Below are 14,000 nucleotides of genomic sequence, written 5' to 3'. Positions count from 1 at the left end.
GTCAATCCAGTAGTTGGTGTCTTTTCAATCAGTAAAAGCGGAGGACTATTTATGTCTACAACCAAGTTGGTAATTGTGTATTACAGCTCAACCGGTCATAACTATCAAATGGCTCGTTGGGCAGAGGAAGCGGCAAAAGCAGCGGGTGCCGAGGTGCGTTTACTTAAGGTGAGAGAATTGGCGCCGGATGCGGCGATTGATTCTAATCCGGCGTGGCGTGAGCATGTTGATGCAACGCAAGACATACCGGTCGCCACGCGTGACGATCTGGCGTGGGCTGATGCGATTATCTGGAGCGCACCGACTCGCTTCGGTGTATTGGCTGCACAGATGAAGCAGTTTATTGATGAGCAGGGTGGCTTATGGGCTGCCGGCAAAACAGTCAATAAGGTAGTCAGTGCGATGACCTCTGCACAAAATGCGCATGGCGGTCAGGAGGCGACCTTATTATCGATTTACACGATTATGATGCACTGGGGAGCGATTATCGTACCGCCGGGTTATAGCGACAGCGTGATTTATGCATCGGGTGGTAATCCCTACGGAGCGTCTGCCACGGCTGATGGTAATGGCTTGACTGATGAGCTCAAAGCATCGGTTCAGCATCAGGCACGTAGGACATTATCTATTGCGGCTAAGTTAAACGCTTAAGTTTGAGTTTGGGTTGTTTACCCATCACCTAATGATTTTTCAATTGGGTGGTGGGTTTTTTAATGCTAGGTAGGAATAAATGGATTTTGTTTTATCGTGGGAAATGCTGCTGATTTTATTTGGCATCGCCATGTTGGCGGGCTTTATTGATACCTTAGCCGGGGGTGGTGGTTTAATTACCGTGCCGGTCTTACTATTAAGCGGCTTACCGCCCATTCAGGCACTGGCAACCAATAAAATCCAAAGTTCCTTCGGCACCATGGTGGCGACCTTGAACATGTTCCGGGGGCGTTTGATTAAGCTGGAAAATATTCGCTTGCCCTTTATTATGTCGTTAATTGGTGCTGCGCTCGGTACCTTATTAGTACAACAGCTTAATGTGGCGGTGCTGGATATTGTGATTCCTATCGTGTTGGTACTTATTGGTCTCTACTTTTTACTGGTAAAAGGTGCAGGTGCGGTAGAGCGTAAACCGCGCATGGCAGAAAAACCGTTTAACACGACGGTGGTGCTGGTGATTGGTTTTTATGATGGATTATTCGGTCCGGGTACCGGTTCTTTTTTCTCTTTAGCCAATGTCGCTTTGCGTGGTGAGAAAATTGTCCAAGCCACGGCCAAAGCCAAGGCTTTTAACTTTGCCAGTAATATTGCCTCAGCAGTGGTCTTTATGTTGGGCGGTAAGGTCGTCTGGTCGGTTGGTGTTGCGATGATGCTCGGACAGGTGATCGGAGCGACCATCGGCTCAAAGGTGATGGTTAGCCATGGCGCCCGGTTGATACGTCCGATTATTGTGGCGGTGTGTTTTTTGATGGTTATACGCTACCTATGGGATAAATTTTAAGTTTTCTTAGCGTGACGACACCTTAAGGTTCAACCACAGTGGCTTTTCACTTATCATAGAGATTCATGCTTTATCTTTTATAAACAAACCACAAGGATTATTGTGAGCAGCCGCAGACAAGATTCAGACGCCAACATTCCTATTTTATTAGTGCCTGGTGATCAAGCATCCGCTTATGATCCTGATGTGCCGATGCGTGAGGATATTCTGGCTTTTTTCCGAAGTCAGGGTGATGACTTAACGACAGAGATGCTCGTTGAGCACTTCAAGATTGAGCGAGAGGCTACCTTAATCGGGCTTCAGCGACGGTTGACTGCGATGGTGCGTGATGGGCAATTGGCCAACCGCGCCGGCACTTGGCATATGGTCAAATCCAATCCCGCGATTTTAGAGGGTAAGGTGCAAGGTCATCGTGATGGTTTTGGCTTTTTTATTCCGGACAATAAAGAGCTTCCGGATGTGTATTTGCCGCCGATTGAGATGCGTAAAGTACTGCATGGTGACCGTGTGCGAGTTAATCCCACCGGCAGCTATAAGGGCAAACTGGAAGGCAGTATCGTTGAGGTATTGGAACGTAGCACCAGCTCCTTAGTGGGGCGTGTGCTCAATGAAAATGGGCATTTTGTCGTCGTTCCTGAAGATCAACGTATCAAGCACGATGTGTATATTGCTCCTGGGGATTTGGCGGGTGCTGAGCATGGCCAAGTCGTGGCCTGCGAAATTATTCGCCAGCCGAGTCGCCATGTGCCGCCACAGGGCAAGATCACAGAGGTGCTCGGTGAGATTGACGATCCTGGTATGGAAATTGAGATTGCCGTACGTAAGTTTGACGTACCGCATCAATTTTCTGAAGCGACGCTTGCACAAGCGGCGAAGCTTCCCTCCCACGTGATGGCTGCTGATTTACAGGGTAGGGTTGATTTACGCGATTTACCATTTTTCACCATTGATGGTGAGGATGCACGAGATTTTGATGATGCAATTTATGGTGAACTGACTGAGGTACCAAGCGGTAAAGGCACTAAGCAAGCATGGCGTTTATTAGTGGCGATTGCCGATGTTTCTCACTATGTTCAACCGGGTCAACCGATTGACGATGATGCCATCGAGCGTGGAACCAGTGTGTATTTTCCACGACGGGTGATTCCGATGCTGCCCGAGAGTCTTTCTAACGGTATTTGCTCTTTAAACCCCGATGAGGACCGTTTGGCTTTAGTGTGCGATATGTTGGTGCACGCAACCGGTGCTTATGCCGGTACCGTACAGGGCTATCAGTTTTATCCGGCGGTTATTTGCTCACATGCGCGGACGACCTACACACAGGTGTGGGATATTATCCAACAACCTGATGGACCGACTGCGCGTGAGTTAGCCGTGGTTAGGGATCAGGTGTTAGAGCTCTATGATTTATATCAGCTTTTTGCACAGCAACGGGCTAATCGTGGTGCCTTAGATTTTGATACGGTTGAAACGCAAATTGTGTGTAATGACATGGGTAAGATTGAGCGTATTGAGCCCTTACATCGTAATCATGCGCACCGCTTAATTGAAGAGTTTATGTTGGCAGCAAATACCTGCGCTGCAGACTTTTTGACCCGTACCAATCGACTCGGTTTGTATCGTGTGCACGAGGGATCTACCCCGGAGAAATTAGGCCAGCTACGTGAGTATTTGCGCGGTATGGGCTTGACCTTAGGCGGGGGAGATGAGCCGAGTAGTTTGGATTTTTCTAAGTTATTAAATGCCGTTAAGGCACGTGATGATTATGAAGTGATTCAAACCATGATCATGCGATCGATGTCACAGGCTATTTATACGCCTGAAAATTCAGGGCACTTTGGTTTAGCTTATAAGAGTTATACGCACTTTACCTCACCGATTAGGCGGTATCCGGATTTATTAAATCACCGCGTTATTAAAGCGCAGTTGAAGCGCCGTAAGTACATGCCCAAGGTCGAGGGTTTAGAACGAGCGCCGGGTGAGCCTCTCAAAGAATATGAGCACAGTGTGTGGGAGCGTCTAGGTGTTGTCTTGTCTGCGTACGAACGCCGTGCCGATGAAGCTTCTTATGATGTACAGGCTTGGCTTAAATGCTGGTATGTACGTGAGCATATCGGTGAGGTTTTTAGTGGCAAGGTGACTGGAGTGACCAATTTCGGTTTATTTGTGACCTTGGATAATTTCTACGTCGAGGGCTTGGTGCATATTTCTGAGTTGGGCAGTGAGTACTTCCAATACAATGAGTCGATGCATGAGTTGCGCGGCGAGCGTACCGGTAAGCGTTATCGCTTGACGGATGAGGTGCATGTGCAGATTACTCGGGTCGACTTAGAAGCGCGTCGTATTGATTTTGCCTTGGTCAAAAATCCCTTGAGTTTTGAGGCCGTTCAGCGCGAGATTCAGCGTGGTGCCGAGGAGCCTGCCAAGCGTTACAAAAAAGCAGCTAAACCAAAGCCTGAAGCCTTACGAGGTACCACGGCTAAGCAACGTAGAGCGGCGCAACGACAGGCAGCGAAGAAAAAGATGGCCGCAAAATCAAAAAAGACAGCCTATAAATCACGCTAAGGTTTAGTGCGTCAGTATTAATCAGTTAGGACAGGTTTTTATTTAAAAAGTAGTAAATACACTATGAGTGAACAACAAATTTTAGCGGGCTTCCATGCGGTACAGGCCCGTGTACGTCATCATCCTGAATCAATTAAAACGATTTATTATGATCAAAAGAGGCGCGACAAGCGTATGCAGCAGTTGGTGGATCGAGCACAATCCGCAGGGCTTAAATTACAGGCCGTACCCAACGAGCGTTTGGACGAGTTGGCTAATGGTATGCGTCACCAAGGCGTGCTTGCTTTTGCAGCGCACACCCCATTGGCAGTTACCGTTGATGAGGTGTTGGACGTATTAGAAGAGCCGGCACTTTTGTTGATTTTAGATGGTGTCACCGATCCGCATAACCTAGGTGCGTGTTTGCGTACAGCCGATGCGGCTGGTGTGCATGCCGTGATTGCGCCCAAAGATCGAGCCGTTGGTCTCAATGCAACGGTTAGGCGAGTGGCTTGTGGTGCAGCCGAGACCGTGCCCTATATTACCGTCACTAATTTAGCGCGCACGATGCGAGCTTTAAAAGAACGCGATATCTGGCTCGTCGGCACCTCCGATCAGGCCGAGGGTGATTTGCACTCGGTTGAGGCTAAGCGCCCGATGGCTTGGGTGATGGGGGCCGAAGGAGAGGGTATGCGACGTCTTACCCAAGAAACCTGCGATGAGTTGGTTAATATACCGATGGCGGGTACCGTAGAGAGTCTCAATGTCAGTGTAGCGAGCGCTGTTTGTCTGTATGAGACAGTACGCCAACGTAAGTCTTAATGCCTCCTTAGGCGCTTCAATCAGTTAGTCAGTTTTTAGTTATTTATTTTTGTATCCAGAGAAAAAAATGGAAGAATATGGATTAACCACCCAATTGGTTCACGCAGAGCGCCGCCAGGGCGTAGAAAATGGCGCGGTACACAAACCGATTTATACCTCAAGTCAGTATGCCTATGACGATGCAAATGACTTGGTTGCCGTTTTCCAAGGTCGTCCCGGCTTTTCTTATGCGCGCCAAGGCACACCCACCACAGCTGCCTTAGAAAAGACAATCGACCAAATGGAAGGTGGCGTTGGGACGTGCAGTTTTGCCACCGGTATGGCGGCGTTGACAGCGATCTTTTATACCCTATTAAAGGCGGGTGATCATATCATCAGCAGCCAGTTTATTTTTGGCAATACCAATAGTTTATTAATGAACCTAGCGCGTTTAGGTGTTGAGGTGACGCAGGTCGATGCGCGTGATATTGAGCAGGTGAGAGCAGCTATTCGCCCTAATACACGCATGGTGTTTATGGAAACGATTGCAAACCCGGGCACACAACTTGTGGACTTGGCAGCGATTGGTGAGTTGTGTGAAGAGCAACAGCTTTTGTATGTGCTTGATAACACAATGACCACACCGTATTTACTAAAGGGTAAGGAGGTTAAGGCAGGTTTGGTCATGAATTCCTTGTCTAAAATAATTTGTGGCCATGCTAATGCTCTTGGCGGTGCCGTGACTAATACCGGGCTGTTTGATTGGTCTCACTATCCTAATATTTATGAAGACTACCAAAGTGGTGATGCTAAGAACTGGGGGTTGCTACAGATTCGTAAAAAAGGATTGCGCGATATGGGAGCGACCTTAAGTGCTGATGCGGCACAACGTATTGCCATCGGAGCAGAAACATTTGAAATGCGCATGGAGCGAAGCTGTGCCAATGCTTTAGCGTTGGCGACTTTTTTGGAGCAGCACCCCGGCGTGGTCTCTGTCAGCTATCCCGGCTTAGCGTCTCATCCACAACACGAAAGAGCAAAAGCGTTGTTTGCGGATAGGGGCTTCGGTAGTCTTTTAGCCTTTGAATTGCAGCCACAGATTGATTGCATTGATTTCTTAAATCGCTTAAATATCGTTTTATTGGCAACACATTTAGGTGATACACGTACCTTAAGTCTGCCGGTTGCGAAGACGATTTATCACGAAATGGGCCCTGAAAAACGCCGGATGATGGGAATTGCAGACGGTTTACTAAGGGTTTCCCTTGGAATTGAGAATGAAAACGATTTAATTGGTGATTTTGCGCAAGCTTTGAATTATTATATATAGCTTGAAGACTGCATAATGACCTAAGATTAAAGGTATAAGTCAAGGAGTCACATTGAAGTGTGGTGAGTTTCTGTGATTACCGTATCCAGTAGCTTGTTGTAGTAATTTTTTCTTGACAAGCTGCTGATTTCTAGAGACTATAGTGCTAGTCGCGGTAGACATACATATATACACTATATAACTGTCGCAATTTTCACTATTTCACAATATTAATTAAATAAGGGGTTACCTGAATGAATAAGACAGAGTTAATCGAAGCAATCGCTAACGAAGCTGAAATCTCTAAAGCTGCTGCCGGCCGCGCATTAGACGCACTGATCAACCAAGTAAAAGTTACTTTACAAGCTGGTGAGCCAGTTACGTTGATCGGTTTTGGTACATTTGATACTTCAGTTCGCGCAGCACGTACCGGCCGTAATCCACAGACCGGTAAAGAGATTCAAATTCCTGAAGCGGTCGTTCCTAAGTTCCGTCCAGGTAAAGCACTTAAAGATGCTGTTAATACTAAGTAATCCACTTAGTATCTTTTAAAAAAGCTCGATATGTATATATCGAGCTTTTTATTTGTCTATATGCTCTGGCGTTTGGCAAGAATATAATCAATGTGTTGTGTTTATGTTGTGCTTTTGTAGCTTTTTTGTCATATAAACATCAAATTACGAATAAATGACAAAAAGGGCTTGCCAGAAGTCTAAAAGCTACCTATAATTATATCTTTAGTTCAGCACAGATGGGTGCTTAGCTCAGTTGGTAGAGCGGCGCCCTTACAAGGCGTAGGTCACAGGTTCGACCCCTGTAGCACCCACCAAGATTTCCATCAAGTGCTCTAAAAATTGCAGCATCTAAGTCATTTAGATAGCTGCTTTTTTTATGCCTAAAATTAGATTGGTATGCAAAAGTTGGCGCGTTGGGTGTCTGCATACTGCAGCACTTTCTTATTTTCTCCCTCGTTTTCTCTCACTGCACTTAGGGCGTATAATCAACTGTATCTTGAACAGGGGATAGGCTATGCGATTATTGTTGGTAGAAGATGATGTTTTTTTAGGAAGCTCATTAAGCGAGTTTTTGTCTCGTGAGGGCTATGAGGTTGATTGGGCTCAGTGCGGTAGTGAAGCGCTCGAGTTAGCCTACAAAAAACGACATGCCCTGATGATTCTTGATTTAAATCTTCCTGATATTAGTGGTTTAGAGGTTTTACGTAATATTCGTCAAAATAAAATGGATATGTTCGTGATGAGCCTAACTGCACGCGATAGCCTAGTTGATAGGGTAGAGGGCTTAGATGCGGGGGCGGATGATTATTTGACTAAGCCCTTTGAGTTGCAGGAGCTGGCGGCGCGTTTGCGGGCTTTGAGTCGTCGCGCAGAGGGGCAGATAAGTGATGTCCTCAGAGTGGGTGATTTAAGCCTTGATTTGGCTAATCGCGAGGTGCTTTATAAGGGTCAGCATTTAAGCTTATCCATGCGTGAGTATGCCTTGTTAGAGCGCCTCATGGCTCGAGCAGGTCATGTGGTCACTAAACAGCAGATGGTACAGACCTTATCAGCTTCTGAGGAAGAGGTGAGTGACAATGCCATTGAGGTATACGTTTATCGCTTGCGTAAGCGCTTAGAGGGGATTAATGTGGAAATTCATACCATTCGCGGCTTCGGTTATTTGTTGGATCATGCTGCAGATAGCTAGTCATGGCGGATTTTTCTAAACACAAGTCATCGGTAAAAAGAAGTCGTTGGTGGTCTTTTGCTAAAAGTGACAGTTTATTTGGGCAGCTGATTAAATTTCTTGCTGTGAGTCTGGTGTTGGTGGTTTTTGTGGATTGGCTCCTGACATGGGGTTTAGTCCGAACCGTTTCAACCGGCGCAGTGAATGACAATAATTTATTTTTATTAGTAGTTGTCAGTCAGGTATTCCTCTTTTTAATTGGTGCGGTCGCAGTGACTTATTTTGTGCGTAAGGCGCTACATACGATCGAAGAGGTGGGTCAGCAGCTCTCGCAGCGTAGTTATGATGACTTATCGCCCATCGAGGTGGAGAATCTGCCTACTGAGTTGAAGCCTTTGGTGGAGCGTACCAATTTATTATTAGCTGATTTGCAGGAGGCCATGCAGGCTCAAAGCCGTTTTGTTTACCATGCGTCTCATCAATTTCGTACACCTTTGACTGCGTTACGTATGGAGTCAGAGTTGATGTTAGGCCAGGATTACAGTCCTGATGTGCGTCAGCGCGCTGAGCGTATCCATCAGATTTCAGATCGTTTAATTCATTTGGGTGAGCAGTTGTTGCTTTTGGCCAAAGCAGAATCCGGTCAGCGTATTAAAGATAGTTTTACACGTATTGACTTGGCAGATTGGGCGATGGAAGTGGGCTCTAAATGGGTTCCTAAAATGCGTCGTGCGGGCATTGAGCTGCAATTTGTTGGGCCTACTAGGGGTCTCTTTGCGTCAACGGCGATTGGTCGTCAATTAGCCGATAAGGAGCTTTTGGTTGAGGCTGATCCGATGTTGCTTGAAGAGTTGTTGGCAAATTTATTAGATAATATTCTTAAATACGCTAAAGGCGCTACGCTTGTCACCATTGCCGTAAAAACCGGACCGTTAAGTTTGATCGTTGAGGATGATGGCTGTGGCATTGAGACTCGAGACGAGCATATGCCTTTTGAGATGTTTTTTAGAGGTAATAGTAACGATACGGCCGGTGCAGGCTTAGGTCTTGCTATCGTTAAAGAAATTGCGAAAGCGCATGGAACAGAATTAAGCCTATTTACCCGACCTCAGATTGAGGGAACTCGTTTTACGCTGGTGTTTTCTAAACTTAAAATGGGTTTTTATCCGGTTTAGTCGGTTGCTACGGGTGGTGGGACAAAAAAAGAGGCTCACCATGCTCGGTAAACCTCTGTATTGCCATGTCGCTCTTGGTTAGCGCGTAGTTTACGCGTTTTCCTCTTCGTCTAAACGACCTAACAGCAAGAACTCCATCAATGCTTTTTGAGCATGCATGCGGTTTTCTGCTTCGTCCCAAACGACACTCTGAGGACCGTCAATCACTGAAGCGGTCACTTCCTCGCCGCGGTGGGCGGGCAGGCAATGCATAAAGAGAGCGTCGGGCTTGGCGCGAGCCATGAGCTGATTGTCTACTTGCCAGTCAGCAAAGGCGCGACGGCGGATTTCATTTTCTTCTTCGTAACCCATGCTGGTCCAGACGTCTGTCGTCACTAGGTCTGCGCCCACGCAGGCATCGAGCGGGTTGTCAAACTCTTGATAAAACTCCTGAGGAATTCCTTGGATACGGGCAGGGTCTAATTGATAGCCCTTGGGAGCGGATATGTGGAGTTTGAAGTTAAGCATTTGTGCTGCTTGTAGCCAGGTATATGACATGTTATTGGCATCACCAATCCAAGTGACTACCTTGCCCTCAATATCACCGCGCTTTTCAATAAAGGTCAGTACATCAGCTAGAATCTGACACGGGTGAAACTCATTGGTTAAGCCATTAATCACCGGGACGCGAGAGTGGTGAGCAAAGCGCTCAAGTCGCTCTTGGCCAAAGGTACGAATCATCACGATATCCACCATGCGTGACACGACTCTTGCTGTGTCCTCAATCGGTTCGGAGCGACCTAATTGGGAGTCATTTGAGGTGAGGTTAATCACAGAGCCGCCCATTTGGTACATGCCGGCTTCAAAAGAAACGCGGGTGCGTGTACTGGCCTTTTCAAATACCATCGCTAAGGTGCGATCGTAAAGGGGCATGTGCGGTTCATAGCGCTTAAACTTGTTTTTAATAATTTGAGCGCGTTTGAGGACATACTTTAGCTCGTCTAAAGTGAGGTCGGTCAATTGTAAAAAGTGGCGAATCGTACTATTACTTTGCTTTGAGCTCATGGTGAATAAATCTCTAACTAGTCATAATCGTCAAGCTTAACATAAGCAAAAGAATTGCTGCTTAAAAATAGTTTTGATTCAATGAAATTTTAAGTCTTGCTTAACGCTGCTTTTAAAAGCAAAAAAGCGCATCAGATGATGCGCCTTTTGAAGAAGAGAAGGCTTAAAATCTCTTAGGCAGAGATAGCCTTAACAGCGGCCGCTAAACGGCTCTTTTGACGTGCTGCTTTGTTTTTGTGAATGATGTTTTTATCAGCAACGCGATCGATAATGCTAGTTGCATTAACAAATGCTTCGTTAGCCTTGGTTTGATCGCCGGCATCAATCGCGTGACGCACTTGCTTGATAGCAGTACGCATCATAGAGCGTAAGCTAGAGTTGTGTTTGTTACGTGCTGCTGCTTGACGTGCACGTTTGCGAGCTTGATTGGTATTTGCCATAGTAGTAAAACTTTCCTAGAATTCTTCTCTTCGTGAATAAATTGATAGTAGCGAAAGGACAGGCTACTTACTTATCCTAATAATATTAATATCGTATGAGTATAAGGTATTTTATTAGGATATCTTATTATTGTGCTAACGGTAAGCAAAAGATTTTAGCACATTAGTAAATAAATTCAATGAATTAGTTGCTTTTATCGTAATTAATCTGCTTTTGAACGGGTTAGTGTAGGTATAAGGGAACAGTGTAGGTCGCTTGAACACTGCTAGAGGCTGCTACAGGGGTCGAAGCGATGACCTACACATTTTTTCTAAGGTCGCTATTTAGCGGCTCACTTTAGCGGTTAAGAAAATCACGTATTCTAAAACCACTGATAAATAAAGCGATGAAGTAAATTAATCCGCTGCCTAATAGGACCCCAAAAAGCACGATTAAGCGCCAAATAACAAAGCTGGCTGAAGCAAAGATGGCCCATTGTTGGCTTAATGTATAGATTAACCCCGAGGTGCTGTCTTGCCCCCAGCTAATGACGCTACTACATAAGATAAGCCATAGACCCATCAGAGCTAAGGCCGGCAATAGGCGTATAAAAAACGTCAACCAACCGCCGCTGGGTTGGTAGATGTTGCGACGGCGTAGACCTCGATATAGCAGCAAGGAATTAATCGTAGCCCCCAGGCCAATCGATAGCGCTAGGCCACTATGTTTTAATAGCGGAACCAAGACAATATTCATCAGTTGGGTGAGGACTAAGACGATGATGGCGATTTTGACCGGTGTGCGAATATCCTGTTTGGCATAAAAGCCCGGTGCGAGTATTTTTACCGCTAAAATTCCTAAAATCCCGAAACCATAAGCAATAACAGCGACTTGAGTTTGGGCAACGTCGTGGCTGCTAAAGGCACCATAATTGAATAACGTAGCTACTAAGCCCTCAGAGAGGAGGGCTAAACCCACCATACAAGGCAGGCCCAATAAACAAATTAGCCTCAGGCCCCAATCCATTAATTGGCTATAACGCAGATGATCTGCCTTGGCATGCGCTGCCGCTAGGCTTGGCAACAGCACAGTGCCTAGGGCAATGCCGAGTAGAGCAGTAGGAAACTCCATCAAGCGATCAGCAAATGAGAGCCAGCTGACGCTACCACCGGGTAGCCAAGTCGCAATATTAGTATTAATTAATAGTGAAATTTGAGCCACAGAGACCCCGATGGTTGCCGGTCCCATGAGTTTAATAACACGACGCACGGTGCTGTTTTTCCACGCTTCGCCAATGCGTAAACTCGGCTTTGGCAGCATACCGATGTTAGCTAAAGCAAGCCATTGGGTCGCTAGCTGTAAAAAGCCGCCAATCATCACCCCAGCGGCTAGTGCGTAGATGGGAAGTTCAAACTGATTGACCAGTGTTATCGCAGCGCCGATCATGGAAAGATTCAATAGTATCGGTGTAAATGCCGGTATAGCAAATTTACGCCAAGTATTTAGAACCCCGGATGCTAAGGCCACTAAGGACATGCAGAAGATATAGGGGAACATGACACGAGTCATCCACACTGCCGCTTCAAAGGGTTGCCCACCTTCGCGGGCGATGCCGCTCGCCATGATAGCCACGATAAAAGGAGCAAAGAGGGCGCCCAATAAACTGACTAGCAGCAATGTCGCGCCTAAAATCAAGGCGACATGGTCCACGAGGTGTTTGACTTCTTTTTCTGAGTATTGCTCTTTGTATGCCCCCAAAATGGGGACAAATGCCTGTGAGAAAGCCCCTTCGGCAAATAGACGACGAAGTAAATTCGGAATTCTAAAGGCGACCCAAAAAGCGTCAGTCAAGGCGCTGGCACCAAAAGCTCGGGCAATGATGATGTCGCGCGCCAATCCGGTTAGACGCGATAAAAAAGTGAGGCTACTAATGGTAGCGGCAGATCTGAATAAACTCATTATTTTGGTTGTAAACGAATGGCTCCGTCTAAGCGAATAGTTTCACCGTTAATCATTTCATTCGTGATGATGCTTTGCACTAATTTGGCAAAGTCTTCCGGTGCGCCTAAACGGGAAGGAAATGGAATATCTGCCGCCAAGGCATCTTGGACTTCCTGTGGCATGCCATAAATCATAGGGGTAGCCATAATGCCGGGGGCAATAGTTACGCATCGTACGCCATGTCTGGCCATATCGCGCGCAATGGGTAGGGTCATGCCGACGATAGCGGCTTTGGAAGCGGCATACGCTGCTTGACCGATTTGACCTTCATAAGCAGCAACTGAGGCGGTATTGATCAGGACACCTCGTTCGCCTGTCTCAAGCGGGTCATTATCAACCATGCTGGCAGCGGCTAAGCGGATCATATTGAAGCTGCCGATCAAATTAATATTGATCACGCGCTGAAAGCTCTCTAAACCGTGCGGACCATTGCGACCGACAACGCGTTCAGCGGGAGCAATGCCGGCACAGTTAATCAAACCATATAAAGGGCCTGCACTAAGGGCAGCGTCGATAGCGGCTTGGGCGTCAGCCTCGTTAGTCACATCACAATGAATATAGTGCTGTCCTAACTCCTCAGCAAGGGCTGTGCCGGCCTCGTCATTGAGATCGGCCAAAATAACTTTGGCTCCTTGTGCTGTCAGCATCTTTGCGGTGCCGGCACCTAAGCCTGATGCACCGCCTGTGACGATAAAGACTTTATTTTTGATGTCCATGATTGTTCCTCCTTGGTATTGTCAAAAAATAATAGCGGTACTAGGATGAAATATATATTTCTAGCCTAAACCGCTATCAATTTGCTGCTCAGTTGTTGTTTAAATTACTTATCGCTTTTGAGGGCGTCCATAATTTGTTTGGTAATGTCTTCAACCTTGCCAACACCCTCAATACGAACGTATTTAGGTGCATTTGCATCAGCCTCTGCTGCCCACTTAGAGTAGTAGTCGACGAGTGGACGAGTTTGGTTTTGATAGACCTCTAAGCGATTGCGTACAGTTTCTTCCTTGTCGTCATCGCGCTGAACTAAGGGCTCACCGGTGACATCATCCACACCTTCTGTTTTTGGTGGGTTGAATTTGGTGTGGTAGGTACGACCGCTTTCGGGGTGTACACGACGACCGCTCATGCGCTCAATGATATCCTCGGCAGGTACATCAATTTCAATGACGTAGTCTAAGGCAACACCTGACTCTTTCAGTGCGTCAGCCTGTGGAATCGTACGTGGGAAGCCGTCAAATAGATAACCGTTTTTACAATCATCGTCTTTGAGGCGTTCTTGTACTAAACCGATGATAATGTCATCGGATACTAGATCACCACGATCGATCACTTCTTTGGCGGCTAAGCCTAAAGGAGTTTGCTCTTTGATCGCAGCTCTTAGCATATCGCCGGTTGAAATTTGGGGAATATTAAACTCCTGAGTGATGTAGTTGGCTTGAGTGCCTTTACCTGCTCCCGGAGGGCCTAATAGAATTAAACGCATAAGTTTTCCTCTAAGTTAATATAATTATAATTGCAACTAAAAGAATGC

General features: G+C 46.5%; 13 protein-coding genes and 1 tRNA gene. 9 read left to right on the top strand and 5 right to left on the bottom strand.

The features are described 5' to 3' along the window. Positions 1–51: 51 nt before the first annotated feature. The 9 genes from wrbA to B092_RS0101560 all read left to right on the top strand — a co-directional run bounded on the left by wrbA (position 52) and on the right by B092_RS0101560 (position 9,004). Positions 52–651, top strand: a complete 600-nt coding sequence (gene wrbA, locus B092_RS0101600; protein WP_026253529.1) for an NAD(P)H:quinone oxidoreductase type IV — start codon at positions 52–54, stop codon at positions 649–651. Positions 652–730: 79 nt separating this feature from the next. Continuing rightward, complete coding sequence (locus tag B092_RS0101595; RefSeq protein WP_018573493.1) at positions 731–1,492, top strand: TSUP family transporter; 762 nt, start codon at positions 731–733, stop codon at positions 1,490–1,492. Positions 1,493–1,684: 192 nt separating this feature from the next. Beyond that, positions 1,685–4,057, top strand: a complete 2,373-nt coding sequence (rnr, locus tag B092_RS0101590; RefSeq protein WP_169333953.1) for a ribonuclease R — start codon at positions 1,685–1,687, stop codon at positions 4,055–4,057. A gap of 63 nt (positions 4,058–4,120) precedes the next feature. After that, on the top strand, positions 4,121–4,858 hold the full coding sequence (rlmB, locus tag B092_RS0101585; protein ID WP_018573491.1) for a 23S rRNA (guanosine(2251)-2'-O)-methyltransferase RlmB: 738 nt from the start codon (positions 4,121–4,123) through the stop codon (positions 4,856–4,858). Positions 4,859–4,925: 67 nt separating this feature from the next. After that, positions 4,926–6,167: a cystathionine gamma-synthase family protein gene (locus tag B092_RS0101580; RefSeq protein ID WP_018573490.1), complete on the top strand. Its 1,242-nt coding sequence runs from the start codon at positions 4,926–4,928 to the stop codon at positions 6,165–6,167. A 233-nt stretch (positions 6,168–6,400) separates the two neighbouring features. After that, positions 6,401–6,679 carry an HU family DNA-binding protein gene (locus tag B092_RS0101575; RefSeq protein ID WP_018573489.1) on the top strand — a complete coding sequence of 93 codons (279 nt, stop codon included), beginning with the start codon at positions 6,401–6,403 and terminating at the stop codon, positions 6,677–6,679. A gap of 220 nt (positions 6,680–6,899) precedes the next feature. After that, positions 6,900–6,975, top strand: a tRNA-Val gene (locus B092_RS0101570). 200 nt (positions 6,976–7,175) lie between these two features. Further along, complete coding sequence (locus tag B092_RS0101565) at positions 7,176–7,850, top strand: response regulator transcription factor (protein WP_018573488.1); 675 nt, start codon at positions 7,176–7,178, stop codon at positions 7,848–7,850. 2 nt (positions 7,851–7,852) lie between these two features. Beyond that, the gene (locus B092_RS0101560) at positions 7,853–9,004 is read left to right on the top strand and encodes a sensor histidine kinase (protein WP_018573487.1); all 1,152 of its coding nucleotides are present in this window, start codon (positions 7,853–7,855) and stop codon (positions 9,002–9,004) included. 90 nt (positions 9,005–9,094) lie between these two features. Here B092_RS0101560 and argF read toward each other — a convergent pair whose 3' ends face one another. From argF to adk, 5 genes are all read right to left on the bottom strand, one after another. Further along, positions 9,095–10,048, bottom strand: a complete 954-nt coding sequence (gene argF, locus B092_RS0101555) for an ornithine carbamoyltransferase (RefSeq protein ID WP_018573486.1) — start codon at positions 10,046–10,048, stop codon at positions 9,095–9,097. Between the two features lie 173 nt (positions 10,049–10,221). Further along, positions 10,222–10,488 (bottom strand): 30S ribosomal protein S20, encoded by a 267-nt coding sequence (gene rpsT, locus B092_RS0101550; protein ID WP_018573485.1) that lies wholly within the window; start codon positions 10,486–10,488, stop codon positions 10,222–10,224. A gap of 337 nt (positions 10,489–10,825) precedes the next feature. Next, positions 10,826–12,427: a murein biosynthesis integral membrane protein MurJ gene (gene murJ, locus B092_RS0101545; RefSeq protein WP_018573484.1), complete on the bottom strand. Its 1,602-nt coding sequence runs from the start codon at positions 12,425–12,427 to the stop codon at positions 10,826–10,828. Continuing rightward, positions 12,427–13,185, bottom strand: coding sequence for an SDR family NAD(P)-dependent oxidoreductase (locus B092_RS0101540; protein WP_018573483.1), 759 nt, complete (start codon positions 13,183–13,185; stop codon positions 12,427–12,429). Before B092_RS0101540 ends, murJ begins: the two co-directional genes overlap by 1 nt. Positions 13,186–13,289: 104 nt before the next feature. Next, entirely contained in the window at positions 13,290–13,952 is a 663-nt protein-coding gene (gene adk, locus B092_RS0101535) for an adenylate kinase (protein WP_018573482.1), read from the bottom strand. Positions 13,953–14,000: the final 48 nt, after the last annotated feature.

Source organism: Oligella ureolytica DSM 18253 (genome assembly GCF_000373745.1).
GTDB classification, from domain to species: Bacteria; Pseudomonadota; Gammaproteobacteria; order Burkholderiales; family Burkholderiaceae_B; genus Oligella; species Oligella ureolytica.
Note: the sequence above shows the minus strand (reverse complement) of the source record. Positions and strands in the feature narration are given on the sequence as shown.